Below are 22620 nucleotides of genomic sequence, written 5' to 3' on the forward strand. Positions count from 1 at the left end.
TTCAGGCAGCCAGATTGCCGAAGCAGACATATTTGGGTTCAAGATATTCCATCAGGCCGTGGCGCGAGCCTTCGCGACCGAGGCCGGATTGTTTCCAGCCGCCGAAGGGAATTGGCGCACCGGTGAATTTCGGCGTATTGACGGCAACCATGCCGTATTCCAGCTGGTCGGTCAGGCGCATCGCCCGGCCCAGATCGTTGGTGTAGACATAGGCCGCAAGTCCCATCTCGGTTGCATTGGCGCGGCGGACGACCTCATTCTCGTCATCGAAGGGAAGGATGGCGGCCACAGGCCCGAAGGTTTCCTCACGTGCGATCAGCATGTCGTCAGTCACATCAGCCAGCGCGGTTGGCGTTACGAAATTGCCGCCGAGCGGACTGTCCTGCCCGCCGCAGACGAGGCGCGCGCCAGCGGAGAGCGCCTGTGCGATCTGCTGACGGCACTTTTCGGCGACCGATGGCCGTGTCATCGGCCCAATGTCGATGCCCGGTTCAAGGCCGTGGCCAACGGTCAGTCTGGAAGTTGCGTCGGCAAACCGATCGATGAAGCGGTCATACAGCGCTCGCTGAACATAGATGCGATTTGCCGCCAGGCAGTCCTGGCCAGATGTAGCGAATTTGGCGCTGATGCACCCCGCCACCGCTTGAGAAAGATCAGAATCCCCAAATACGATGAAGGGTGCATGACCACCCAGCTCCAGCGACGCTTTCTTGACGGTTGCCGCCGACTGGGTAAGGAGCAGCCGCCCGACCTCCGTCGAGCCAGTGAAGGAGAACGCCCGCACATCGGTGTGCTCCAGAAGACGACGCGCCAGAGGCGCGGCTTCACCGGGCAGTACCTGCAATACGCCGGCCGGCATGCCTGCCTCCTCCGCAAGTTTTGCCAGAGCCAGCGCCGAGAGCGGAGTTTCGGGTGCCGGCTTGACGATCATGGTGCAACCGGCGGCAAGGGCCGCTCCTGCCTTGCGGGCTATCATGGCTGACGGGAAGTTCCATGGCGTGATCGCTGCCGTTACGCCGATCGGCTGCATCCGTACGGAGAGATTGCCACCTTTCAGGTGGCTCGGTATTGTCTCGCCATAGGATCGCTCGCCTTCGCTCGCGAACCAGTCGAGAAAATTGGCCGCGTAGGAAATTTCCCCCAGCGATTCTTCCAGCGGCTTGCCCTGCTCGGCGCTGATGATAGTGGCGAGATCGCGCGCATTGTCGCGCATCAGTCTGCCCCAGCTCCGCAGGATGTCGCCGCGTTCTACCGGCAGCGTCTCGCGCCAGTGAAGGAAGGCTGCGCTTGCGGCCTCTATGGCGGAATCGACATCATCGAGAGAGCAGGCGGTCACATCCACGAGATGGTCGCCGCCTGCTGGGTCGATGACGCTCAGCCTCTCGCTGCGCTCCACCCATACCCCGTCCAAAAAGGCGCGATGCTCGATCAGATCGGGCCGGCGAAGGTTCTTCAACGCGGCGCTGGCAATACCTTTCATGAATATGCTCCGTTTTCATTTGCGTGGAGCTTAGCGTCGCTGCATGATCGATCTCCGGCATTTATTTCCTGCTTGACGCAGAAATAATGCTAATTTTACCCAACTACGCAGGAATTCTGCATGACCGATATTGATCGAGCCGACAGGGCGCTGCTTGACGCCGTGCAAAAGAACAACCGTCTGACGTCGGAGGAGCTTGCGCGGATCGTCAATCTCTCGCCGACGGCCTGCCAGAGGCGGCTCAAGCGATTACGGGAGGAGGGAGTGATCGAGGCGGATGTGGCGATCATCTCGCCCAAAGCCGTGGGACGGGGCATCACCATGATCGTCCTCGTGTCGCTGGAACGGGAGCGCGCGGACATCGTCGATCGCTTCAAGTCGGCGATCCGTGCGACGCGCGAAGTCATGATCGGCTATTATGTCACCGGCGATGCCGATTTCATTCTGGTAATCACGGCAAAGGACATGGAGGACTACGAGGCCTTCACCCGCCGCTTCTTTTATGAAAACCACGACATTAAAGGGTTCAAGACAATGGTCGTCATGGACCGCGTGAAGGCCGGATTCGCCTTTCCTATCGAAGACTGACCGGCCAGAGGCCTGCCAACATGTCTGTGTCGGGACTTCCGCCTTTTGTACGGTCGTTCGAGTTCTGGACGGGCTGCAAGACCCTGCCCAAGCAGCGGGGGAAAGGAAGGAGGCCCGGATATCCGTGCGATGACAGATCCGGAGCCTCCGGGAGCTGGGAGTTCATGTAAGCCCTGCGCAGGCAGATCATGCGCTCGCAATTTGGAACATTGTCGCGCGCTATTGCGTGATTTCGGGTTCCACGAGTTTGGCAAGCTTGCGCAGTGACTCCTGCCAGCCGAGATAACATGCATCAGCCGGAATGATATCCGGCACGCCCTCCTGTTCGATATTCACTTCGGTGCCGGATGCCACTGCCTTCATGCTCACCGTGACTTTCATTTCGCCAGGCAGGTTGGGATCGTCGAAGCGGTCCGTGTAGACAAGGCGCTCTCCGGGCACGAGTTCAACATAGGTCCCGCCAAAGGAATGACTGTCGCCCGTCGTGAAATTTCGGAAAGACATCCGGTGATTGCCACCGACCTTCGCATTCAGTTCATGAACGGTACAGGTGAACCCGAATGGCGGGAGCCAGCTTGAAATCGCATCCGGTTCGATGAACGCGCGATAGAGCTTTTCGGGTTTCGTTGCGAAGACGCGATGTAGACGAATGACGCTTGGCATGGTTTCCTCCTGTTGATGCGTTGTCATTCAACGTGGTCGATCATTGTCGGGCTGAACAGCAGCCGGATATAGCGGTGAAGATGGTCGAGGCTTTCGACGGCTTGCTGCGGATTCCCGCTCGCTTTTGCCAGAATGAAGGCGCCCTGGATGACGGCTTGAATGTGCAGGGCAAGACTTTCCGCCGTAAATGTCTCTGTTATCCTGTATTGATTCAGGGCTGCTTCGATATCGCTGACAAGTGTTTCGGCGTGGCCTGAAATGCTGGTCCAGCACGCTTGCCGGATCGCCTCGCTGGTCTCGTAAACCTCCTGCGCCATGGTGCCGACAAAGCAGGTAAAATCCGGCAAGTCGCCCTGTATCAACTGCTTGCGGAAGGCGACATAGTTCAGCAGTCGCTCCAGTGGATCAGCGGCATCATGATAGGACGCGGTTTCGAACACGGCACCGGTTACCTCCGACCAGTGCTGGGCAGCCGCGACCGCCATTTCCTCCTTGCTGGAGAAATGGTGAAAGAACGCACCTTTGGACAGCTCGGCCTTGGCGCAGACATCGTCAACTGTCGTCGCGGCGTAACCTTTCGTCCGGATGACGGTAAATGCCGCCTCCAGCAGGCCCGGCCTGGTCAATGGGTTCTGTTTCCTTGCCACATCAAATCTCCCTTGCTTGATTAAATACAGACTAGTCGGTATTTAATCAAGCGGAATTTTACTGGTGTGTTGTCCGGTGACTTCCCGGTCCAATATTGTTGGGCAGGATGGCGCATAACAGAAGGCGCGCGCTCGATCACGCGAGGGAGCGCGCCGCTCCCGCGCCGTCATTAAAATGCGCAGATCCGGGCAGTTCTACTCCAGCGCCACCATGTAGGCTGGTAACTGTTCTTCGAAAAATTTCGAGAAAGTTGCGATGCGGGGCGGCAGGGCCTGATAGGGCGGATAATAGAGCGTCAGCCAGAGTTCCGGCGGCGACCAGCCGGGCAGGACATGGACGAGGCGGCCGCTGTGGATATGCTGTGCGATGTTGAAGCCCGGCAGCAAGGCGACCCCTGCGCCATCCGCAGCCATATCGGCCAGAACCTCGCCGCTATTGGCGCTGAAGGCACGACCTGCCGTTATCGTGATACTTGACCCGCCATCTGACAGAACCCAATTCTCCCGACGGCTCTCGCCGCTGTAGGCAAGGCAATCGTCAGGCGTCAGTTCAGCGGGGTGTTTCATCTGCGCGAACCGGCTGCCCGGAGCCGCCACCAATATGCGCGGTACAGCCCTGATCTTGCGCCATATGGTGAATTTGTCCGATGGGGCGGACGAGATACGGATCGCCAGATCGTAGTCATCATCCACGATATTGACCAGGCCGTCCGATAACGAAATCTCGAAGCACATTTTCGGATAGAGTTCCCGGAAGCCCGACAGGATCGGCGGCAGCACCGTTTTGCCGAGCCATGTCGGCGCGCTGATCCTCAGGCGTCCCTCGTCGGCCTTGTGGGCGTTGCGAACATCGCGCCGGGCGTTCTCCAAAGCCTCGACCGCCGGCTGAATCTGTGCGGCGAAGACGGCCCCGTCCGTCGTGAGCGATACCTGACGGGTGGTCCGGACGAATAATTGCACGCCGAGATCATCTTCAAGTGCTGCAATCGCACGGGTGACGGCCGCTGCCGTCATGCCGAGTTCACGGGCCACCTGCGCGAAGTTGCGCTTTTCGGCCGCCATCAGGAAGGTTTTGAGAGCTTTGTGATCGTTCATCTCTATTATTTCAAAAATCGCAATTCATTCGAGAAAAATATTGCAATTCCGCGATGCAATCAAGCGGGTTACATCTTTCTCCATCGAAACGGGCATACCAACAGCGAAAGGCGCCGACGATGATCAAGGATATCAAGGGCCTGCACCACGTTACCTCGATGGCGTCGGATGCGCGGCAGAACAACAGCTTCTTCACCGATACGCTCGGCCTGCGCCGGGTCAAGAAAACCGTTAACTTCGACGAGCCAAGCGTCTATCACCTTTATTACGGTGACGAAAAGGGAACCCCGGGCACCGTCATGACGTATTTTCCCTTCGCCAACATGATGGCCGGCCGTCCGGGCGTCGGCGAAGTGGGCGAGACACAGTTTTCCGTCCCCAAGGGTTCGCTCGGCTTCTGGAAAGATCGTCTCATTACGAAAGGTGCCGCCGGCCTTCAGGCCGATACGGTCTTCGGTGCACAGCGCCTGCGTTTTACCGGTCCGGATGGCGATGGACTCGCGCTGATCGAAACGGATAACGATGCTCGCGCTCCATGGCTTGCCGAGGGCATCTCCGAAGACAACGCCATACGCGGCTTCACCGGTGCGCGCTTCAATCTGAATGATACGGCCGCGACCGAGGAACTGCTTCGCTTCATGGGATATGAGCGCGCCGATGTAGAAGGCGATGTAACCCGCTTCGTCATTCCCGGCGGCAACGGCGCCGATACGATTGATCTCGCCACACTGCCAAAGACGCCCTTTGCCCGTCCGGGAGCCGGTTCGGTTCATCACATCGCTTTCGCGGTTGAAAACCGTCAAAAGCAGCTGGACGTGCGCAAGGCGCTGATGGACACCGGCTATCAGGTCACCCCTGTCATCGACCGCGATTACTTTTGGGCGATCTATTTCCGCACGCCGGGCGGCATCCTGTTCGAAATCGCCACCAACGAACCCGGTTTCGATCGCGACGAGGATACCGCGCATCTGGGCGAAGCGCTCAAGCTGCCAAGCCGTTATGAGCCTTTCCGCAATCAGATCGAGGCGAACCTCGCTCCCCTTGCGGCATAAAGCGGGTCGTTGATCCGCATCCACCGAAGAAATCATATCCACGCTTTCAAGGCGGCTGCCCCTGCCGGGCAGCTGACCGGCGAAGCCTTGTCAATTTCACCGCCGTCGATCGGCAATCACCACCTGAACGGAGAACCACCATGTCGAAGCTTGAAGTCCTTACTCCCGCCAACAGCCAGATCATCTTCATCGACCAGCAGCCGCAGATGGCTTTCGGTGTGCAGTCGATCGATCGCCAGACCCTGAAGAACAATGTCGTCGGCCTCGCCAAGGCTGCAAAGATCTTCAACATTCCGACGACAATCACCACGGTTGAAACGGAAAGCTTCTCCGGCAACACCTTCCCGGAACTGCTGGCAGTATTCCCGGAAAACGACATTCTCGAACGTACCTCGATGAATTCCTGGGATGACCAGAATGTCCGCGATGCCCTGGCGAAGAATGCTGCCAACGGTCGCAAGAAGATTGTTGTTTCCGGCCTCTGGACGGAAGTGTGCAACACCACCTTCGCTCTTTCGGCGCTGCATGATGTCGCCGATTACGAAATCTACATGGTGGCGGATGCATCTGGCGGCACCTCTGTCGATGCGCATAAATATGCCATGGACCGCATGGTGCAGGCGGGCGTCATCCCCGTCACCTGGCAGCAGGTGCTGCTGGAATGGCAGCGCGACTGGGCCCGCAAGGAAACCTATGACGCCGTCACCTCGCTGGTGAAGGAACATTCAGGCGCTTACGGCATGGGCATCGATTATGCGGTCACGCATGTTCATGGCGGTGCTGAGCGCGTCAAGCACGGCAAGCGCATCGGCCCTAACCCCGCGAAATAAGCTTTCAACCCTGACGCGCCGGCGGGATCAATATACCGGCCGGCGCGGCTTTATCCACCCAAAGGAGGTTTCCATGAAAGTCTATCTTCTGTCGCTTGGCGCCGGCCTGCTCGTCGGCATCGTTTACAGCCTGCTCAATGTGCGTTCGCCCGCGCCGCCCGTCATTGCCTTGGTCGGTCTGCTGGGCATCCTGGTCGGAGAACAGATCATCCCTTTCGCAAGAACGATCATAGACAGGGAACCGGCCGCCGTTTCGTGGTTCAACCAGATCAAGCCGCACATGTTCGGTCATATGCCCAGGGGTGGTGTCGAAACGGTAGATATTGCCAAGGGCAACGCACCCATCGAGAGGGAGAGAAGCTGATGCCGACACGACGCACTTTCCTCGGCGCGGCATCCAGTCTCGCCTTTCCGAATCTGTTTTCACCGGCTAAGGCCGCTGATCCCATCAAGAGCGGAGCTTCGTCCATGCATCCAGATACCATCCTTCACAATGGCCGCGTCACGACACTTGATCGTGCCAATCCGAATGCAACGGCAGTCGCCATCAAGGATGGTCTGTTTCTGGAGGTGGGAAGCGATACCGAGGTCATGGCCCTTGCCGGGCCGGAAACGAAGATCATCGACCTGAGGGGCAAGCGGGTTCTGCCGGGCCTGATCGACAACCACACCCACGTCGTGCGTGGGGGCCTGAACTTCAATATGGAACTGCGCTGGGACGGCGTGCGCTCGCTTGCCGATGCCATGGACATGCTGAAACGCCAGGTCGCGATAACGCCAGCCCCGCAATGGGTGCGCGTCGTCGGCGGTTTCACCGAGCACCAATTCGTCGAAAAGCGTTTGCCTACCATCGAGGAGATCAATGCGGTCGCGCCGGATACGCCGGTCTTCCTTCTGCATCTTTACGACAGGGCGCTGCTTAACGGCGCGGCGCTGCGTGCCGTCGGTTATACCAAGGACACGCCGAACCCGCCCGGTGGCGAAATCACCCGTGATGCCAACGGCAATCCCACCGGCCTGCTGCTCGCCAAGCCGAATGCCGGCATTCTCTATTCGACGCTTGACAAGGGGCCGAAACTGCCGCTCGACTATCAGGTCAATTCCACCCGCCATTTCATGCGCGAACTGAACCGGCTGGGTGTGACCGGCGTCATCGATGCCGGCGGCGGCTTCCAGAATTATCCGGATGATTACGAGGTGATCCAGAAGCTGTCAGATGAGAACCAGATGACCGTTCGGCTGGCCTACAACCTCTTCACGCAGAAGCCGAAACAGGAAAAGGAAGACTTCCTCAACTGGACGCAATCGGTCAAATACAAGCAGGGCAACGATTATTTCCGGCACAATGGTGCGGGTGAAATGCTGGTCTTTTCCGCGGCCGATTTCGAGGATTTCCGTCAGCCGCGGCCCGATATGCCGCCGGAGATGGAAGGCGAACTTGAAGATGTTGTCCGGATTCTCGCGGAAAACCGCTGGCCCTGGCGCCTGCATGCCACCTATGACGAGACCATTTCGCGGGCGCTGGATGTCTTCGAAAAGGTCAATCGTGATATCCCGCTCGAAGGGCTTAACTGGTTCTTCGACCACGCAGAAACCATTTCTGACCGCTCCATCGACCGTATCGCCGCGCTTGGCGGTGGCATCGCCACCCAGCACCGCATGGCCTATCAGGGCGAATATTTCGTTGAACGTTATGGTCAGGGCGTGGCCGAAGCCACACCACCGATCCGGCGCATGCTCGATAAGGGTGTGAACGTTTCGGCTGGAACGGACGCAACGCGCGTCGCCTCCTACAATCCGTGGGTGTCGCTCTTCTGGATGGTGACCGGCAAGACCGTTGGCGGCATGCAGCTTTACCCGCGCGCCAATTGCCTAGACCGCGAAACGGCGCTGCGCATGTGGACGGAAAAAGTCACCTGGTTCTCGAATGAAGAAGGCAAGAAGGGCCGCATCGAGAAAGGCCAGTTCGCCGATCTCGTGGTGCCGGACAAGGACTTCTTCTCCTGTGCGGAGGATGAAATCTCCTTCCTTACCTCGGAACTGACGATGGTGGGTGGCAAGGTCGTCTATGGCGCCGGTGACTTCAAGGCACTGGACGAGAGCAATATTCCGCCGGCCATGCCAGACTGGTCGCCAGTGCGCAAGTTCGGCGGCTACGCCGCCTGGGGTGAACCGGATGGCGCCGGCGCCCGCTCGCTGCGCCGCACGGCCATCTCCACCTGCGGCTGCGCCAGCGATTGCGGTGTGCATGGTCACGACCATGCCGGTGCCTGGACATCGAAGCTGCCGATTGCCGATCTCAAAGGCTTCTTCGGTGCCCTGGGCTGCTCCTGCTGGGCGGTATAAGCTTCATCGGCAAAAGAAGCCCACTCACGGGCGGCGCATGTGCCGCCCGTGGGATACGACCAATAACCGATAAAAGAATATTACAAATTACGCAATTATATCGAAACTATTGATGCAATTGTTGGCGGTAATCCTTTGCGCCAATATCGCTCCATCAGATGAACGCCAGCGCCGCTCGAACCGAACGGCCAGTAGGAGCACATTATGACTGAGCCGTTTTCAACCCTTCGCCTTCGGGTCTTCCTTGCGGATATCGTTGCCGCACCCGCCACAAAAACCCTTGCGCTTCTGGCGCTTTGCTCGGCCTATATTCAGGGACCGCTGACGAAGATTTTCGACTTTCCCGGGGCGATTGCCGAGATGAACCATTTTGGTCTTCAGCCGGCGGCCGCATTCGCCGTCGTCGTCATCCTGTTCGAACTCACCGCCTCCGCTCTGGTCGTGTCGGGCTTCCTGCGCTGGGCCGGAGCTCTGGCACTGGCGGGCTTCACTCTTGCCGCCACCTTCATCGCTCTCCGCTTCTGGGAAATGGCGCCGGGCATGGACCGCATGATGGCCACCAATGCCTTCTTTGAACATCTAGGTCTCGCTGGCGCATTTGTCGTCGTCGCTGCAATCGATCTCACGAAAGGAACGGGCAAATGAGCGCCGCAAAATCCTCCGCAAGCAGTTTTGCTCCGCTTGCACAACCGGTCTTCGCCGTCCTCTGGGCCGCGACTGTGCTGGGCAATACCGGCAGCTTCATGCGTGATGTCGCGAGTTCATGGTTGATGACCGATCTTTCGGCCTCTCCGGCGGCTGTCGCCATGGTGCAGGCCGCTGGAACCCTGCCGATCTTTCTTCTGGCGATCCCGGCCGGCGTGCTGACCGATATTCTCGACCGCCGCAAGTTCCTGATCGCAGTTCAGCTGTTGCTGGCCTCTGTCAGCGTCACACTCATGGTTCTTGCGCACACCGGCCTTTTGTCCGTCAGCGCCCTGATCGGTCTCACCTTCCTCGGCGGTGTCGGTGCGGCGCTGATGGGCCCGACCTGGCAGGCCATCGTACCGGAACTGGTGAAGCGCGAGGATATCAAGAGCGCCGTGGCTCTGAACTCGCTCGGCATCAATATCGCCCGTTCCATCGGTCCGGCTGCTGGCGGCATCCTGCTTGCGGCCTTCGGCGCGGCCTTTACCTATGGCGCCGATGTCGCCAGTTACTTCGTCGTCATCGCCGCCCTTTTGTGGTGGCCACGGGTAAAGAACGCTGATGATGCGCTGGCCGAAGGTTTCCTCGGCGCTTTCCGGGCGGGCCTTCGTTACACCCGTGCCAGCAAACCGCTTCATGTCGTGCTGCTGCGGGCCGCGATCTTCTTCGCTTTCGCCAGCGCCGTCTGGGCGCTGCTGCCCCTGGTTGCCCGGCAATTGCTCGGCGGAGACGCCAGCTTCTACGGTATCCTGCTCGGTGCTGTCGGCGCTGGCGCCATCGGCGGCGCGCTGGTCATGCCGAAGCTGCGCGAACGTTTCGATGCAGATGCCCTGCTTCTCGGTGCTGCCGCCATTACCGCACTCGTCATGGCCGCGCTTTCACTCGCACCGCCGAAGTGGCTTGCCATCATCGTCCTGCTGTTCCTCGGCGGCGCATGGATCACCGCTCTAACGACGCTGAACGGGGCCGCCCAGGCAGTTCTGCCAAACTGGGTACGTGGCCGTGGCCTTGCTGTCTATCTCACCGTCTTCAACGGCGCGATGACAGCCGGCAGCCTTGGCTGGGGTGCTGTTGGTGAAGCCACAGGTGTGCCGGGTGCATTGCTGATCGGTGCTGCGGGACTGCTGGTTGCGGGCCTTGTCATGCACCGCCTGAAACTGCCTGCGGGTGATGCGGATATGGTGCCATCAAACCATTGGCCGGAACCGCTCGTTGCCGAGCCGGTGGCCCATGATCGCGGCCCGGTGCTGATCCTGATCGAATATAATGTCGAAAAGCATCACCGCTCCGCTTTCCTGCATGCACTCGACGAGCTTTCCCAGGAACGTCGCCGCGATGGCGCCTATGGCTGGGGTGTCACGGAAGACTCCGCCGACCCGCAGAAGATCGTCGAATGGTTCATGGTGGAATCCTGGGCGGAACATCTTCGCCAGCACAAGCGGGTCTCCAATGCCGATGCAGATTTGCAGGGCAAGGTGCTGGCTTATCATTCCGGGCTGGAAAAGCCTGTCGTGCGCCACTTCCTGACGATCAACCGTCCGGGCAAGGCATAAACAGAAGGGGCCGAAAGGCCCCTTTTTGTTCCTACCGTTGCACCGGCTGCTATCGCGCAATCCGCTCGAGCACGCGGCTCAATGCATCTTTCAAGGCCTTTGAACCGCCTTTGCCATCGAAGTCTTTGAGCACCTGTTCGTTGAGGCCGCCTTTGGTGGCGAATTCACGGCTGATATCGTTAAAATCCGCCTTGCTTCCGGCCAACACCGCCACCTCGGAGAGGCCGCCAAAGAGGGGCGCAAGATAGGCACGCGCCTTTTCTTCCGGCAGTCCGTTTTCGGCCAACCATTCCGTAGCTGTCTGCATGATGCCGAAATAAGTAGCCATCAGAGCGCTTCCGGCGGCCAGAAGGTCGTATTCGGCCTTGGTCTCGCATTCCACCGCATTGCCGAGCACGTTGAAGATTGCTGCCGTATCCCTATCGGCGGGATAAATGGCGGTGACGCCTTTGCGGCGGGCGACGAAGGGCAGCGGGATCGCCTGGGTGAGATGTACATCCGCATCGATCCAGTCGAGAAGGGTTTCCCGGCTGGTCGCAGCCACGACGCTGATGACTTTCTGTTCGTCCCTGAACCGTAGCGGCCGGATGACCTCCTCGGCGATCTGGGGACGGATTGCCAGCATGACGGTATCGCAGCCATCGACGATCGCCTGATTGTCGCTTGAGACGATCACCTGCGAAAAATCGGCAGCCAGTTCAGCCGAAACATCCGCGCTGCGCTGGGACACCATGACATGTGGTACGGCGGCGGGTCTGGCAAGCAGGCCGCGTACCATCGCGTCGGTGATGGCGCCTGTTCCGATAAAACCGATTTTTTGGGGCAGGGACATGAATACTCCACTGTGGCGGCTGGATCGAGAGATGGTCGGTCCTTCCAGTTTGGCGCGATGCTAGATTTTCCACCGGTAAATGTCGACAGGCGGTCGGGCTATCTGTGACGCCACGGCACTTAGGTCGGCCGATGCTCGCGAAAAGCGGCAGCGAGCGTTCGCAACGCCTCACGCGATCTGCTGTCCGTCAGGGTCGAGAACATGATGATTTCGGTGGAAGGCAGGGAAGGCAGCCCAAAACGCTGGCTCACCTCCACGGTGCCGGGTGGGGCAAGACGGGAGGAGAAGGCGGAAATCGCAAGTCCCGCCGAAACGGCCGCGGTTACCATGGACGATGTGCCGCCGAGGAAAACCTCCGTCCAGGCTATGCCAGCCCCGTCCAGGGCGCGGGTGGCTATATCACGCACGCCACAGGCGGGAGACAGTGCCGCAAGCCGCAACGGTTCACCCTGACGATGTTCGAATTGCGGGGTTGCATACCAGCCGAAATGCTCCGGTCCGAGAACCTCGCCATCGCGCCGGTCGTCCTCGCGTCTGATGATGGCCGCGTCGATTTCCCCACGGTCGAACGCGTCGAGCAGGGAGCGCGAATGGTCCATCCGCACTTCAATCGTCAGGCCCGGGTCACGGTCGTTGAGGCGGGCCAGAAGGGTTGGCACCTCCGGTCCTGCCACGTGGGCGGCAATGCCGAGGCCAAAACGACGGCGCGGTGAGGAAAAGCCTGCCAATGCGCGATCGTGTGCGGCGAGAAACTCGCGGGCGGGCGCCAAAAACACTGCACCCTGCGCGGATAGCCGCACCGAACGCGGTGTGCGTTCGAGCAGCCGCTGGCCCAGCCTGTCTTCCAATCGCTTGAGCTTGACGCTGATCGCGCCCTGGGTGGTGCCGAGCGCTTCGGCCGCGCGGGTGAAGCTCTGCATATCGGCGATGGTAACGAAGGCTTCGACGGCCTCCACATCCAGCGTGCTCATGTCGACTATTCCAATTTGTTGTCTCTGAAATAGTCAATCATCCAATTCAGTTATGGTCAAGCTTTGTCTAGCCTGTCGCCTCCGTAGATCGGTTTCACAGTTGCGAGCCGAGCCAAGAAAGGCTGAAGAATGACCCTTGCTATTACCGAACAAACGGGCAGCAGAAGCGCCATGGCGCTCGCTGCCGTTTGTCTCTCCGCTCTTATGTTCGGACTGGAAATCTCCAGCGTTCCGGCGATCCTGCCGACACTGGAACAGGTACTGCACGCGGATTTCCGGCAACTCCAGTGGATCATGAATGCCTATACCATCGGCGTGACCATGGTGCTGATGGCAACCGGTGCGCTGGCCGACCGCTTCGGCCGCAAACGTGTCTTTATTGCCAGTATTGCTGCCTTTGCCCTTTCTTCCCTTGCCTGCGGAATGACGCAGAATGTTCCGGTGCTGATCGGCGCGCGCTTCTTTCAGGGCTTGAGCGGTGGAGCGATGCTGGTGTGCCAGATCGCCATTCTGTCGCACCAGTTCCGTACGGCGCGGGAGCGCGGCATGGCCTTCGGCTGGTGGGGAATCATCTCGGGCGTTGGGCTCGGTTTCGGCCCGATCATCGGTGGTGCCATTGTTGCGCTGTGGAGCTGGGAATGGGTTTTCCTCGTTCACGTAGCGCTCGCCATCGTGACGTGGCTGCTTGCTTCGGGCGGTGTGAGAGAATCGCGTGACCCGGAGGCGGCACGTCTGGATATCGCCGGCATGGCCACGCTTTCGCTGTCCGTTTTTTGCCTGGCCTTTTTCATCACACAGGGACCCGAGCTTGGTTTTGCGAGCCCGGCGGCGCTTCTGATCCTTGGCGCCTCGGCTGCGAGCTTCATCGCCTTCCTGATTGCCGAAAAGCTTATCTCAAGACCGATGTTCGACTTCTCAGTGTTCCGCATCCGGCCTTTTTCCGGGGCGATCATCGGTTCGGCCGCGATGAATATCAGCTTCTGGCCGTTCATGATCTATCTGCCGATCTGGTTTCAGGCTGGCCTCGGTTATGACAGCGTCACCGCCGGGCTCGGCCTGCTTGCCTATACGCTGCCAGCCTTGGTGGTCCCGCCTCTGGCGGAACGCCTGTCGCTGCGCTACCAACCCCGCCTCGTCATTCCGGCAGGACTGTTCACTATCGGCCTCGGCTTCATGCTGATGAAGCTGGGAAGCGGTATCGAAGAGGCGAACTGGCTTACAATGCTGCCCGGCTGCATCCTCGCCGGAATGGGGCTCGGACTTACCAATACCCCCGTTACCAACACGACCACGGGCGCGGTTTCGCCCGCCCGTTCGGGCATGGCTTCGGGCATCGACATGAGCGCACGCATGATCTCGCTTGCCATCAACATTCCAATCATGGGCTTTATTCTGGTCGAGGGCGTGGGGGCGTCGCTTCGGGCGAACCTGCCGATCGGGGCGGATGTGTCTCATGTGCAGTCGCTGGCGGAAAAGATCGCCGCGGGAACTGCTGGCGCCTCGGCGCAGGGCGTTTCGGAAGAGCTTGTCCACCGGGCGCTTGCGGATGGGTTCGGCCTGGTCATGCTTTATGCCGGCATCAGTGTATGGCTACTCACCGCCATCAGCTTCATGATCTTCGGGCCGGCGCGAAAGCCTGCCCATGACTAGGGTGGAGTTCAGGATGCCTCCCGGAAAATGACGGTCACGATCGTTCCGCCCTCCGGACGCGCCTTTATTTGCAGATCGCTGTCATGCGCCTGTGCGATTGCGCGGGCAATGGACAGGCCGAGACCTGTCCCGCCGGTCTTGCGCGCGCGTGACGGTTCCATCCGCCAGAAGAGTTCGATGCCGTGCGCCTCGACGCCGGCGGGGAAGCCCGGCCCTTTATCCTCGATCGAGACGAAGGCGCGCCCGTCCTGAAGCCCGGTCGAGCAACGCATAAACCCGCCGCTCGCCGCGTAGCGGCGCACATTGTCCATCAGGATAAGCAGCAGCTGCCGAAGGCGTTGACGGTCGCCGCAAACTGATGCTGCCTCCAGCGACATCTCGAGATCAATGCCTGCTTCGTTCATGAGCGGCCGCGCCGCCTCCGCCACGGCCGCGCATTCGGCGGCAAGATCAAGTGGCTCGGTATCTTTGACGAGGCTGTTGGTTTCGGCCAGAGAAAGCGTGCGCAAATCATCCACGAGACGTGCCAGCCCCTCCACATGGACGATGAGGTGGCGAATGGCTTCCTTGTCGAGGGGAAAGAGATCATCGGCAATGCCGTGCAAACGGCCCTGCAGGATCGTGAGCGGGGTGCGCAGTTCATGGGCTACCGCCATCGTGTTGAACTTCAACCGGTGCTCCATCATCTGAAGTTCCCGGACCAAGCTCTCGAAACTGTCGACGAGAAATGCGACCTCTGCGATGTGGCTCCCCTTGATCTCTGCTCCTCCGCTGAAGTTGCCGGTCGCCATGCGCCGCGCTGCATCGGCAAGTTCGCCGAGAGGTGCCGCAATGCGCCGAGAGATGAAGTAACCAAGCAAGCTGCAGAGAAAGACACCGAGCAATCCGAAAATGAATACGGATTTGATAAGCTCGTTATCGGCCTCGTCCTCGAGGCCCGGCAAAACCCTGACAAGGGCCTCAAGCTGACGCTGGTCCGGCATCACACCCCGGTCTATATCCGAGAAGGCCTTGGAGGCATCCGGCGATAGCTGGGCGATCATGCGCTCCTGAATATTGTCCGCATACCAGGAAACGCCGAAATAGACCAACGCAACCGCAAAGATGAGCATTGTAGTGATCGTGATCGCCGTCATCGTCCGCAGGCGGAGCCGCCAAGGCTTCATGGTTTTTGCTCCCCTGCCAGCCGATAACCGATGCTGCGCACCGAGACGAGATAACCGCAGGCGCCATGGTCCGTCAGTTTTTTGCGCAGATTGGCGATGTGTGTGTCGATAGTGCGCGCCAGCGCATCGCTTTCCGGCAGGCAGGCGTCAAGAATATCGGCACGCTGAAAGGCGTGGGTGGGACGACGCGCCATATGGGCGAGGATCCTGAACTCGCTCAGCGTGAGCGGCAGAACGGCCCGCTGACCGTCGTTGCAGACGGCTGCGACATAGGCTTCGGTGTCTACCTCAATGGGCCCGAAACGTAAAACTCCGCCAGAGCCCGGTTGCCGCGTGCGTTTCAGCACGGCATTCACCCGCGCGATCAATTCATGCGGATTGAAAGGTTTGACGATGTAGTCGTCAGCGCCGAGGCGAAGGCCCGTCAGCTTGTCCATGTCCTCGGCGAGAGATGTGACCATGATGACAGGCGTCTCCCGTTCCCGCCGGATGCGGTTCAAAACCTCGATGCCGTCGAATTTCGGCAGGCGAATGTCGAGGAGAACCAGATCAGGTCTCAACATGGAGAAATGGGTCAGCGCCGTTTCTCCGTCGCTGGCTCTGACGGTTCTGTATCCTTCGCGAACGAGATAGGCGTCTAGGATCTGAATAATATCGGGGTCGTCTTCGACGATTAGAATTAGTCCTTTGTCCATACTCAATCCGCAAGTTTACTGGTGTCGGCCGTGGCAGCGCCGGGACGCTAAGCGGATGCGGAACATCGGGCAAGAGCCGCTGTGCCTGAATGGATCCCACCGGCACTCCTTTCCATACACTCTTGTGTCTTTCTCCGCAGAGCCTTGACATTTCTGCGGAAGAGAACTGGCCATGCACCAGTCTCTCACCCATAAAACCCACCCCAAAAAGCGGCGTTTGACCCAACGGTCGAAATTTCGTGTCAACTTTATTTCTGTCATTCGTCAGGCATTTGCGCGTGCCTCCTGCAGTCCCTTTGTGCTGGCTCTTCTGGTCGCCCTTGCGATGATGATTGTCTTTACGATCAGGCCGGATATCGATCTTGGAGTAAGCCGGCAATTCTGGGCGGAAGGTTTCACACTCGGCGAGGACGAGTTCCTGATTTCCGTTCGCGATCTGAACCGCAGGCTTCCCTGGGTCTTGCTGTCCGGACTTGTGTTCATGCTTGTCGTAATGCCCTTCTCGCGCGGCTTGCCACGGCTTTTTCCACCACACAGACTGCTGCTTATTATCGTCTTTTTTGCCCTAGGACCGGGCGCTGCGGTGCATGCCCTGAAAAACCTGGTCGGCAGGGCAAGGCCGCGGCATCTCGCAGAGTTCGGGGGAGAGCTGGTTTATACACCGGTTCTTTCCCTCGGTGGCAGCTGCACCCGAAACTGCTCTTTTCCTTCCGGTGAAAGCGCTTCCGCAATCGCCCTTCTGGCCTTCATCATTCTCCTGCCAGAGAAATTTCGCCTGATCGGCACCGCGATATTGACGCCGTTCATCGTGATTTTCTCCCTGAACAGGGTGGCGATGGGAGCTCATTTCCTCTCGGATGTCCTGATTGCATGGCCTTTGATGTTTGCGGTATTTCTTCTGGTCCATCGGCCGTTCATCAACAATGGGCGTGCGATCGACGCGACTTTTTCGCGCAAGAGCGATGGTGCGCGGCGCTCCGACGAAACAAGACCGTTTGCCGAACAATAACGCCCGTCGGGCATCCGACCGCTAATATCAAAAGGGCAGCGGAAACCGCTGCCCCTTCCGTTTCTTCTGCGCAGATGATGGCAGCCTTATTTCACCTTTGCGACGACAAGCTTGCCGTCGGCGCGTTCGGCGATGAACTCGATATTGGCGCCTTCCTTGAGCTTTTCGAGCATCGCATCGTCCTTGACGCGGAACACCATGGTCATGGCTGGCATGTCGAGGTTCTTCAGTTCTTCATGGATGATCGTGACCTTCTTGGCGGCAGCATCGACTTTCTTGACTGTTCCCTTGGTGAATTCCTCTGCAAATGCGCTGAATGGAGCGGTGAGTAGAAGTGCGGCTGCGACGGTGATCTTAATGACGGTCTTCATGGTGAGATTCCTTCGGTCGTGGGTTACTTGGCGGATACTTTGAGATCGCCGCGCATGCCGGCCTCGTAATGTCCGGGTTTCAGGCAGGCGAATTCGAACATGCCGTCATTGGTGAATTTCCAGATGATTTCGCCGCTTTCTCCCGGCGCGAGGGTGATAGCGTTCGGGTTGTCGTGTTCCATCTCCGGCGCCTTGGCCATTGCAGCCTTGTGCTCCAGATTGGCTTTTTGCTCGTCCATGATGAATTCATGGTCCAGCTCGCCGGCATTCTTGACAGCGAAGCGAACCGTCTTGCCCTTCTTGAATTCGAATTTGGCGGGCGTGAACAGCATCTTGCCATCGGGTGTCTCTTTCATCGTCACCTGAATGGTCTGGGTCACCTTTGCCTTGTCGCCCGGTTCGCCCACCGCCATCGCTTCATGGCCGCCGCCGTGGGTGCCGGATGCGAGCGCTGGCGTGGCAAGAGTGGTGAGAAGCAGTGCAATTTTCAGTCCGGTCATGTCATTGTTCCTTGGTTTGTAAGGGTGGGTCATATTCAGCCGTGTTTCATCGGATGCGGCGTGATCTGCGTTTTGGGGTCGGTGTTCTTTTGGCTGTCCGGCAATTCGCCGGTCCACTCCCAGGCCTGCGTGCCGGGCGGATTTTCGTACCAGCCGGGGTCTGCGTAATCGCCCGCGGAAATGCCTTCGCGAACCTTCACGACAGAGAACATTCCGCCCATTTCGATCGGGCCGTGCGGGCCCCACCCCGTCATCATCGGAACGGTATTTTCGGGGATTTCCATTTCCATCGCGCCCATGTCGGCCATGCCGGCGGTGCCCATCGGCATATATTCCGGCCGGACCTTGCGGATCTTTTCGGTGACGCTTTTTTTGTCGACGCCGATGAAGGTGGGGACGTCATGTCCCATGGCGTTCATCGTATGGTGTGACTTGTGGCAATGGATCGCCCAGTCGCCGACATATTTGGCGTCGAATTCATAAGCCCGCATGGCGCCGACGGGAATATCGATGCTGACCTCCGGCCAGCGCGCCTCCGGCCGCACCCAGCCGCCATCCGTGCAGGTCACCTCGAAATCGTAACCGTGCATGTGGATCGGATGGTTGGTCATGGTCAGGTTACCGACGCGCACGCGCACCCGGTCGTCCCTGGAAACCACCAGCGGATCGATGCCCGGAAACACCCGGCTGTTCCATGCCCAAAGATTGAAATCCGTCATCGTCATGATTTTGGGGACGGAGGTGCCGGGATTGATGTCGAAGGCGTTGAGCAGGAACACAAAATCGCGGTCCACCGGCATGAAGGTGGGGTCCTTCGGATGGACAACGAAGAAGCCCATCATGCCCATCGCCATCTGCACCATCTCGTCCGAATGCGGGTGGTACATGAAGGTGCCCGACTTCAAGAGGTCGAACTCGTAGACGAAGGTCTTGCCGACGGGGATATGCGGCTGCGACAGTCCACCCACCCCGTCCATGCCCGATGGCAGGATCATGCCGTGCCAGTGGATCGTCGTATGTTCCGGCAGCTTGTTGGTAACAAAAATGCGCACCCGGTCGCCTTCCACGGCCTCGATGGTGGGGCCCGGTGACTGGCCGTTGTAACCCCATAGACGGGCAGTCATGCCCTCGGCCATTTCGCGTTCCACCGGCTCGGCGACAAGGTGGAATTCCTTGACGCCATTGTTCATCCGGAAGGGCAGGGTCCAGCCATTCAAGGTGACGACGGGATTATAATCGGGACCGGCGGTGGGCTTTACCGGCGCCTGCGTTGCCGCCGTTTCCATCACTGCCGCTTCCGGCAGGCTGCTGTTGGAGGTTTTCGCCCAGGCCGCCGAGGAGACCATCGCGGCGCTGACGCCCAGAAGTTGTCTTCTATTGAACATGGTCTTTCCCTTTCTCAATGTCCGCCACCACCGCCGCCGGAAGCGGCGGCAACCTCGGTCTCTCCGCCAGACGCGCCTGCGCCGCCGCCATAAATGGCAGGGGCGAGGCCGGCTTCGGCGAGCCAGAAGTCGCGTTTGGCATTGATGGCCAGCAGGTTTGAATTGACCTTCTCGCGGCTGTCGGCCAGCAGCTCGAACGTGTTGGTGAGCATGCCGTTATAGGTCAGCAGCGACTCTTCCTCGATCTTGTTGCGCAGGGGCACCACGCTGTTGCGGTAATGCCGGGCGATATCGTAATTCGAGCGATAGGCCTGATAGGCCGAGCGGGCCTCCGAGCGGATATTGACCGCCTTTTCCGCCAGCAGATTGGCTGCACGCATATAAGCGAGCTCGGATTCCCGCATGCGCGCCTGGCCGGAATCGAAGATCGGAATGACGAATTCCAGTTCCGCGTTGCCGGTCGTCTGCTTGTGCTTTTCGCCGTCTTCCAACTCGCGCTCGGTCTCGAAACCGGAGCGCAACTCGAGATCGGTGACATAGCGGGTGGCTTCCGTGAGCTTGAAGGAGCGCGCGGTCGCCTCAAGATCGAGTTTTGCCATCTGCAGATCAATGCGGCGTTGCAGCGCCTCCGCCTCGATCATGTCACGCTTGGCGAGTGTTTTTGGAAGCTGCGGCAGGCGGTTGGGAATGGCGTATTCGATATCCGCTCCCCATAGACCCATCAGCCGCGTCAGTTCTTCCTTGGCGAGGCGGGCTTCAAGTCGCGCCCTGGCGATCTGGCCCGTCAACTCGGCATAAAACACCTGCTCGCGGGCCTGGCCTTCCTTATTGAGCGAACCCGCCTCGCCAAGCTTCTTGGCGAGTTCAGAGGCGGCGTCCGCCGCGGTCTGCGCCTGCGCCAGTTGGCCGACATTTTCGAGGGCGGCAACGGCGTTGATCCATGCCCGGCGCGTATCTGCCGCCAGTTGCAGCGTTTTCAGCGCGGCGGCAAGCTGCGCCTTGCGGAAGTTGGTATCGGCAATCGCCACATTCTGCTTGAGGGTGGCGAGTGCCAGGATATTGGTGACGACCACACCCTCGATTGACTTATAGGCCCTGAGGCCGGGGGTGCCGATCCCCGTCAGCCCGATGCCGACCCGCGGATTGACCAGCATGGTCGATTGCCAGGCGGTAGCGGCGGCTTCCCCCAGATCGGCATAGGCCGCCTGCAGGCCCTTGTTGTTCAGCAGCGCAACCTGTACGGCGGTTTCGGCATCTAGGACCTTGCTGGCCGCCATCAGCCTTTTGACGCGGGCCTGTGTTGCCTGCGCTTCGACCCGGTTCTGCACCCAGATGGCCTGTTTTCCGGTCGCTTCCGATGTCTTTGCCGAAACATTGATGAACCCAGCATCCGACGCCGCATATTGTGCGGCCGAGACACAGCCACTGAGAAAAAGCGGCATGGATAGAACGGCTGCCAGTTTTGCGCCGAGTTTGAATGCACGTGGTGTCATGATGCGTCTCCTTTTGGAGCCTGCGCATCGTTCTGGTCACGCCAGGGTTTGGGATCGACCGGCATGCGGGCCGTGTAAGCCGAGACCGGGCTTTGGTAGCGAAGGGGGGCGACGGCAAGCGTCGGGTTTGCCGCGTCGTCATAGGAGGCGGCGTCATTCATCATCGATGTGGCTGTGCAGCCGCCCAGAAGCAGGGGCGCCGCAACCACAATATAAATTGGGTTCATGGGTCGTTTCCGAACAGGAGATGTAACGGCGTAGCGGCGTTACAGCCGCTCACGCACGGTCATTGCCCAAAGGCGGGCTTTGCCTGTTCAGATGTTCGGGGGGCGGTGAAGAAGCGGGGTCTGCCCCAGCGCCTTGCTGTCGTCGAGGAAGGAGCGGATGCCGCTGACGACGGGCGTGCCGACTGTGCCGTGATCGATCAGAACCGCCATGCCGAGACAGAAATCGCCGCAGCATTGTGGCTTCGCGGTTTTTTTGACACCACCGTCCTCGTCGGACATTCCCTGCAGGTCCTGGACGCCGTGGCGACCATGAGTGTCGGACATCATCGCCGAGCCGCCATGATCCATCATCTTGCTGTGATCCATCGTGGCGGATTGAGCGTGCTGCGTTCCTCCGGCGTCGGGACCATGCATTGCGGCGTTCACGGTGGAAACGCTGTAGCAAGCCAGTGATAGGATCATCACCAGTCTAAACATAAGGGCCAGCAATTTCGATGCTCGCAACGTTTCACGCATGGCCTTTAGAAAAGCCGCTGTCCAGTGATTTGTCAATGGATATGGTTCATAACCATTGATGAAAACCTTGATGTGAAGCTGATCGCCCATCCGATTTCATGCGAACGACCACAGCCCGATGCGGCCCTTTCGCCGACGATGCGGGTAATATCGGCGTCGGCGATGAAGTCGGGAGGAGGTAGCCCAAAGCGGCTCCGTCGCAGAAATTGCGGGCTCGGAAATCGGCGATGGTGTGCATGGCACTATCATCCCCGCGCCGCCGGCGGTCTATTCTTCCGTCGGGCGAAATCGAAGATGGATGAGCGGATAGGGCCGCCCCTGTCCGTCGAGATCGGAGCGTCCCGTCGGCTTGAAGCCCAGCCGGCGATAAAAGCCCAGTGCTTCGCCGTTTTGCTCGTTAACGTCGGTTGTCAGTGCCGGGTGAAGCGCAAGCGCACTTTCCACCAGGGCCTTGCCGATGCCTTTGCCGTGATGGTCCGGATCGATGAACAGCGCCTCCATATGGCCTTCATGCAAAAACATGAAACCCAGGGCGCGGTCTGTCTCGTCGACGGCAAGCGTCAACGGCGCCTGCGGCAAAAATGCCCTGACTTCCTCGCCGATCGCAACGCGATCCTGCGGAAGTAGAAAGCCGTGGGTTGCGTCAACGGCCCTGCTCCATATGTCGAGGATGGGCGCCGCGTCGCCATTGGTGGAGGTGCGAAGTGATATCATTCCCGAGCTTTAGCAATTCGGACGGTTTCGCGCCATGGGCCTGCTCGATCTTTTCGTGGGCAAATATGTGGGGAATTGCCACCCTCGAAATGCTGCCTGTTTGTCCCGATCGATCCTGTCTGCCTTTCGCGTCGAAAAAAACTCTCAAGA

At 59.5% G+C, this 22620-nt stretch carries 24 protein-coding genes; 9 read left to right on the forward strand and 15 right to left on the reverse strand.

The features are described 5' to 3' along the window. Window position 1: 1 nt before the first annotated feature. Window positions 2–1480: an NAD-dependent succinate-semialdehyde dehydrogenase gene (locus tag WA845_RS15240; RefSeq protein WP_112555301.1), complete on the reverse strand. Its 1479-nt coding sequence runs from the start codon at window positions 1478–1480 to the stop codon at window positions 2–4. A 120-nt stretch (window positions 1481–1600) separates the two neighbouring features. Here WA845_RS15240 and WA845_RS15245 point away from each other — a divergent pair, with 120 nt between their 5' ends. Next, window positions 1601–2068, forward strand: a complete 468-nt coding sequence (locus WA845_RS15245) for an Lrp/AsnC family transcriptional regulator (RefSeq protein WP_112555303.1) — start codon at window positions 1601–1603, stop codon at window positions 2066–2068. Window positions 2069–2287: 219 nt separating this feature from the next. On the opposite strand, the gene WA845_RS15250 is transcribed toward WA845_RS15245, so the two are convergent. The 3 genes from WA845_RS15250 to WA845_RS15260 all read right to left on the reverse strand — a co-directional run bounded on the left by WA845_RS15250 (window position 2288) and on the right by WA845_RS15260 (window position 4473). Next, complete coding sequence (locus tag WA845_RS15250) at window positions 2288–2731, reverse strand: SRPBCC family protein (protein ID WP_004437482.1); 444 nt, start codon at window positions 2729–2731, stop codon at window positions 2288–2290. 23 nt (window positions 2732–2754) lie between these two features. Next, on the reverse strand, window positions 2755–3378 hold the full coding sequence (locus WA845_RS15255; RefSeq protein ID WP_072495007.1) for a TetR/AcrR family transcriptional regulator: 624 nt from the start codon (window positions 3376–3378) through the stop codon (window positions 2755–2757). A 195-nt stretch (window positions 3379–3573) separates the two neighbouring features. Beyond that, on the reverse strand, window positions 3574–4473 hold the full coding sequence (locus tag WA845_RS15260; protein ID WP_004437488.1) for a LysR family transcriptional regulator: 900 nt from the start codon (window positions 4471–4473) through the stop codon (window positions 3574–3576). Between the two features lie 119 nt (window positions 4474–4592). Here WA845_RS15260 and WA845_RS15265 point away from each other — a divergent pair, with 119 nt between their 5' ends. From WA845_RS15265 to WA845_RS15290, 6 genes are all read left to right on the forward strand, one after another. Beyond that, window positions 4593–5525, forward strand: a complete 933-nt coding sequence (locus WA845_RS15265; RefSeq protein ID WP_004437491.1) for a ring-cleaving dioxygenase — start codon at window positions 4593–4595, stop codon at window positions 5523–5525. A gap of 140 nt (window positions 5526–5665) precedes the next feature. After that, on the forward strand, window positions 5666–6355 hold the full coding sequence (locus tag WA845_RS15270) for a hydrolase (protein WP_004437494.1): 690 nt from the start codon (window positions 5666–5668) through the stop codon (window positions 6353–6355). 73 nt (window positions 6356–6428) lie between these two features. Then, window positions 6429–6719: a XapX domain-containing protein gene (locus WA845_RS15275; RefSeq protein ID WP_006699976.1), complete on the forward strand. Its 291-nt coding sequence runs from the start codon at window positions 6429–6431 to the stop codon at window positions 6717–6719. Further along, window positions 6719–8701, forward strand: a complete 1983-nt coding sequence (locus tag WA845_RS15280; RefSeq protein WP_337322441.1) for an amidohydrolase — start codon at window positions 6719–6721, stop codon at window positions 8699–8701. The genes WA845_RS15275 and WA845_RS15280 overlap by 1 nt, the downstream gene beginning before the upstream one ends. Before the next feature lie 204 nt (window positions 8702–8905). Further along, window positions 8906–9346: a DoxX family protein gene (locus WA845_RS15285; protein ID WP_112555307.1), complete on the forward strand. Its 441-nt coding sequence runs from the start codon at window positions 8906–8908 to the stop codon at window positions 9344–9346. Next, window positions 9343–10941: an MFS transporter gene (locus tag WA845_RS15290; RefSeq protein ID WP_112555309.1), complete on the forward strand. Its 1599-nt coding sequence runs from the start codon at window positions 9343–9345 to the stop codon at window positions 10939–10941. The genes WA845_RS15285 and WA845_RS15290 overlap by 4 nt, the downstream gene beginning before the upstream one ends. A gap of 49 nt (window positions 10942–10990) precedes the next feature. On the opposite strand, the gene WA845_RS15295 is transcribed toward WA845_RS15290, so the two are convergent. Both WA845_RS15295 and WA845_RS15300 read right to left on the reverse strand, forming a co-directional pair. Next, the gene (locus WA845_RS15295) at window positions 10991–11773 is read right to left on the reverse strand and encodes a pyrroline-5-carboxylate reductase (protein ID WP_044459515.1); all 783 of its coding nucleotides are present in this window, start codon (window positions 11771–11773) and stop codon (window positions 10991–10993) included. Window positions 11774–11892: 119 nt separating this feature from the next. Next, complete coding sequence (locus WA845_RS15300) at window positions 11893–12744, reverse strand: LysR substrate-binding domain-containing protein (RefSeq protein WP_162719224.1); 852 nt, start codon at window positions 12742–12744, stop codon at window positions 11893–11895. A 129-nt stretch (window positions 12745–12873) separates the two neighbouring features. Between WA845_RS15300 and WA845_RS15305 the strand changes: the two genes are divergently transcribed. After that, window positions 12874–14394, forward strand: coding sequence for an MFS transporter (locus WA845_RS15305; protein ID WP_112555312.1), 1521 nt, complete (start codon window positions 12874–12876; stop codon window positions 14392–14394). Window positions 14395–14402: 8 nt separating this feature from the next. Here the strand turns inward: WA845_RS15305 and WA845_RS15310 are convergent, their stop codons facing one another. Then, window positions 14403–15560 (reverse strand): ATP-binding protein, encoded by a 1158-nt coding sequence (locus tag WA845_RS15310; RefSeq protein WP_112555314.1) that lies wholly within the window; start codon window positions 15558–15560, stop codon window positions 14403–14405. After that, on the reverse strand, window positions 15557–16255 hold the full coding sequence (locus WA845_RS15315) for a response regulator (RefSeq protein ID WP_004437520.1): 699 nt from the start codon (window positions 16253–16255) through the stop codon (window positions 15557–15559). Before WA845_RS15315 ends, WA845_RS15310 begins: the two co-directional genes overlap by 4 nt. Before the next feature lie 298 nt (window positions 16256–16553). Here WA845_RS15315 and WA845_RS15320 point away from each other — a divergent pair, with 298 nt between their 5' ends. After that, the gene (locus tag WA845_RS15320) at window positions 16554–17264 is read left to right on the forward strand and encodes a phosphatase PAP2 family protein (protein ID WP_282455074.1); all 711 of its coding nucleotides are present in this window, start codon (window positions 16554–16556) and stop codon (window positions 17262–17264) included. 86 nt (window positions 17265–17350) lie between these two features. On the opposite strand, the gene WA845_RS15325 is transcribed toward WA845_RS15320, so the two are convergent. The 7 genes from WA845_RS15325 to WA845_RS15355 all read right to left on the reverse strand — a co-directional run bounded on the left by WA845_RS15325 (window position 17351) and on the right by WA845_RS15355 (window position 22470). Beyond that, the gene (locus WA845_RS15325) at window positions 17351–17635 is read right to left on the reverse strand and encodes a copper-binding protein (protein ID WP_004437527.1); all 285 of its coding nucleotides are present in this window, start codon (window positions 17633–17635) and stop codon (window positions 17351–17353) included. Between the two features lie 23 nt (window positions 17636–17658). Next, window positions 17659–18135: a cupredoxin domain-containing protein gene (locus tag WA845_RS15330; RefSeq protein WP_337322442.1), complete on the reverse strand. Its 477-nt coding sequence runs from the start codon at window positions 18133–18135 to the stop codon at window positions 17659–17661. A 35-nt stretch (window positions 18136–18170) separates the two neighbouring features. Further along, the gene (locus WA845_RS15335) at window positions 18171–19520 is read right to left on the reverse strand and encodes a multicopper oxidase family protein (RefSeq protein ID WP_112555318.1); all 1350 of its coding nucleotides are present in this window, start codon (window positions 19518–19520) and stop codon (window positions 18171–18173) included. A 14-nt stretch (window positions 19521–19534) separates the two neighbouring features. Continuing rightward, the gene (locus WA845_RS15340; RefSeq protein WP_112555320.1) at window positions 19535–21013 is read right to left on the reverse strand and encodes a TolC family protein; all 1479 of its coding nucleotides are present in this window, start codon (window positions 21011–21013) and stop codon (window positions 19535–19537) included. After that, window positions 21010–21240, reverse strand: a complete 231-nt coding sequence (locus tag WA845_RS15345) for a hypothetical protein (protein ID WP_004437539.1) — start codon at window positions 21238–21240, stop codon at window positions 21010–21012. The genes WA845_RS15340 and WA845_RS15345 overlap by 4 nt, the downstream gene beginning before the upstream one ends. 87 nt (window positions 21241–21327) lie before the next feature. After that, window positions 21328–21756, reverse strand: coding sequence for a hypothetical protein (locus WA845_RS15350; RefSeq protein ID WP_112555425.1), 429 nt, complete (start codon window positions 21754–21756; stop codon window positions 21328–21330). A gap of 267 nt (window positions 21757–22023) precedes the next feature. Then, a complete protein-coding gene (locus WA845_RS15355; protein WP_337322443.1) occupies window positions 22024–22470 on the reverse strand; it encodes an acetyltransferase in 447 nt (148 codons plus the stop codon). Window positions 22471–22620 lie beyond the last annotated feature (150 nt).

This window comes from Agrobacterium sp. CMT1, from assembly GCF_037203725.1.
Lineage (GTDB): Bacteria > Pseudomonadota > Alphaproteobacteria > Rhizobiales > Rhizobiaceae > Agrobacterium > Agrobacterium pusense.

What these genes read in the sequence shown, in the direction of transcription:
- WA845_RS15280 (WP_337322441.1), top strand. Translation starts at nt 6,719, where the DNA reads ATGCCGACACGACGCACTTTCCTCGGCGCGGCATCCAGTCTCGCCTTT.
- WA845_RS15270 (WP_004437494.1), top strand. Translation starts at nt 5,666, where the DNA reads ATGTCGAAGCTTGAAGTCCTTACTCCCGCCAACAGCCAGATCATCTTC.
- WA845_RS15245 (WP_112555303.1), top strand. Translation starts at nt 1,601, where the DNA reads ATGACCGATATTGATCGAGCCGACAGGGCGCTGCTTGACGCCGTGCAA.
- WA845_RS15340 (WP_112555320.1), bottom strand. Translation starts at nt 21,013, where the DNA reads ATGACACCACGTGCATTCAAACTCGGCGCAAAACTGGCAGCCGTTCTA.
- WA845_RS15335 (WP_112555318.1), bottom strand. Translation starts at nt 19,520, where the DNA reads ATGTTCAATAGAAGACAACTTCTGGGCGTCAGCGCCGCGATGGTCTCC.
- WA845_RS15285 (WP_112555307.1), top strand. Translation starts at nt 8,906, where the DNA reads ATGACTGAGCCGTTTTCAACCCTTCGCCTTCGGGTCTTCCTTGCGGAT.
- WA845_RS15355 (WP_337322443.1), bottom strand. Translation starts at nt 22,470, where the DNA reads ATGATATCACTTCGCACCTCCACCAATGGCGACGCGGCGCCCATCCTC.
- WA845_RS15350 (WP_112555425.1), bottom strand. Translation starts at nt 21,756, where the DNA reads ATGCGTGAAACGTTGCGAGCATCGAAATTGCTGGCCCTTATGTTTAGA.
- WA845_RS15275 (WP_006699976.1), top strand. Translation starts at nt 6,429, where the DNA reads ATGAAAGTCTATCTTCTGTCGCTTGGCGCCGGCCTGCTCGTCGGCATC.
- WA845_RS15290 (WP_112555309.1), top strand. Translation starts at nt 9,343, where the DNA reads ATGAGCGCCGCAAAATCCTCCGCAAGCAGTTTTGCTCCGCTTGCACAA.
- WA845_RS15305 (WP_112555312.1), top strand. Translation starts at nt 12,874, where the DNA reads ATGACCCTTGCTATTACCGAACAAACGGGCAGCAGAAGCGCCATGGCG.
- WA845_RS15315 (WP_004437520.1), bottom strand. Translation starts at nt 16,255, where the DNA reads ATGGACAAAGGACTAATTCTAATCGTCGAAGACGACCCCGATATTATT.
- WA845_RS15250 (WP_004437482.1), bottom strand. Translation starts at nt 2,731, where the DNA reads ATGCCAAGCGTCATTCGTCTACATCGCGTCTTCGCAACGAAACCCGAA.
- WA845_RS15300 (WP_162719224.1), bottom strand. Translation starts at nt 12,744, where the DNA reads ATGAGCACGCTGGATGTGGAGGCCGTCGAAGCCTTCGTTACCATCGCC.
- WA845_RS15330 (WP_337322442.1), bottom strand. Translation starts at nt 18,135, where the DNA reads ATGACCGGACTGAAAATTGCACTGCTTCTCACCACTCTTGCCACGCCA.
- WA845_RS15345 (WP_004437539.1), bottom strand. Translation starts at nt 21,240, where the DNA reads ATGAACCCAATTTATATTGTGGTTGCGGCGCCCCTGCTTCTGGGCGGC.
- WA845_RS15260 (WP_004437488.1), bottom strand. Translation starts at nt 4,473, where the DNA reads ATGAACGATCACAAAGCTCTCAAAACCTTCCTGATGGCGGCCGAAAAG.
- WA845_RS15295 (WP_044459515.1), bottom strand. Translation starts at nt 11,773, where the DNA reads ATGTCCCTGCCCCAAAAAATCGGTTTTATCGGAACAGGCGCCATCACC.
- WA845_RS15310 (WP_112555314.1), bottom strand. Translation starts at nt 15,560, where the DNA reads ATGAAGCCTTGGCGGCTCCGCCTGCGGACGATGACGGCGATCACGATC.
- WA845_RS15240 (WP_112555301.1), bottom strand. Translation starts at nt 1,480, where the DNA reads ATGAAAGGTATTGCCAGCGCCGCGTTGAAGAACCTTCGCCGGCCCGAT.
- WA845_RS15265 (WP_004437491.1), top strand. Translation starts at nt 4,593, where the DNA reads ATGATCAAGGATATCAAGGGCCTGCACCACGTTACCTCGATGGCGTCG.
- WA845_RS15325 (WP_004437527.1), bottom strand. Translation starts at nt 17,635, where the DNA reads ATGAAGACCGTCATTAAGATCACCGTCGCAGCCGCACTTCTACTCACC.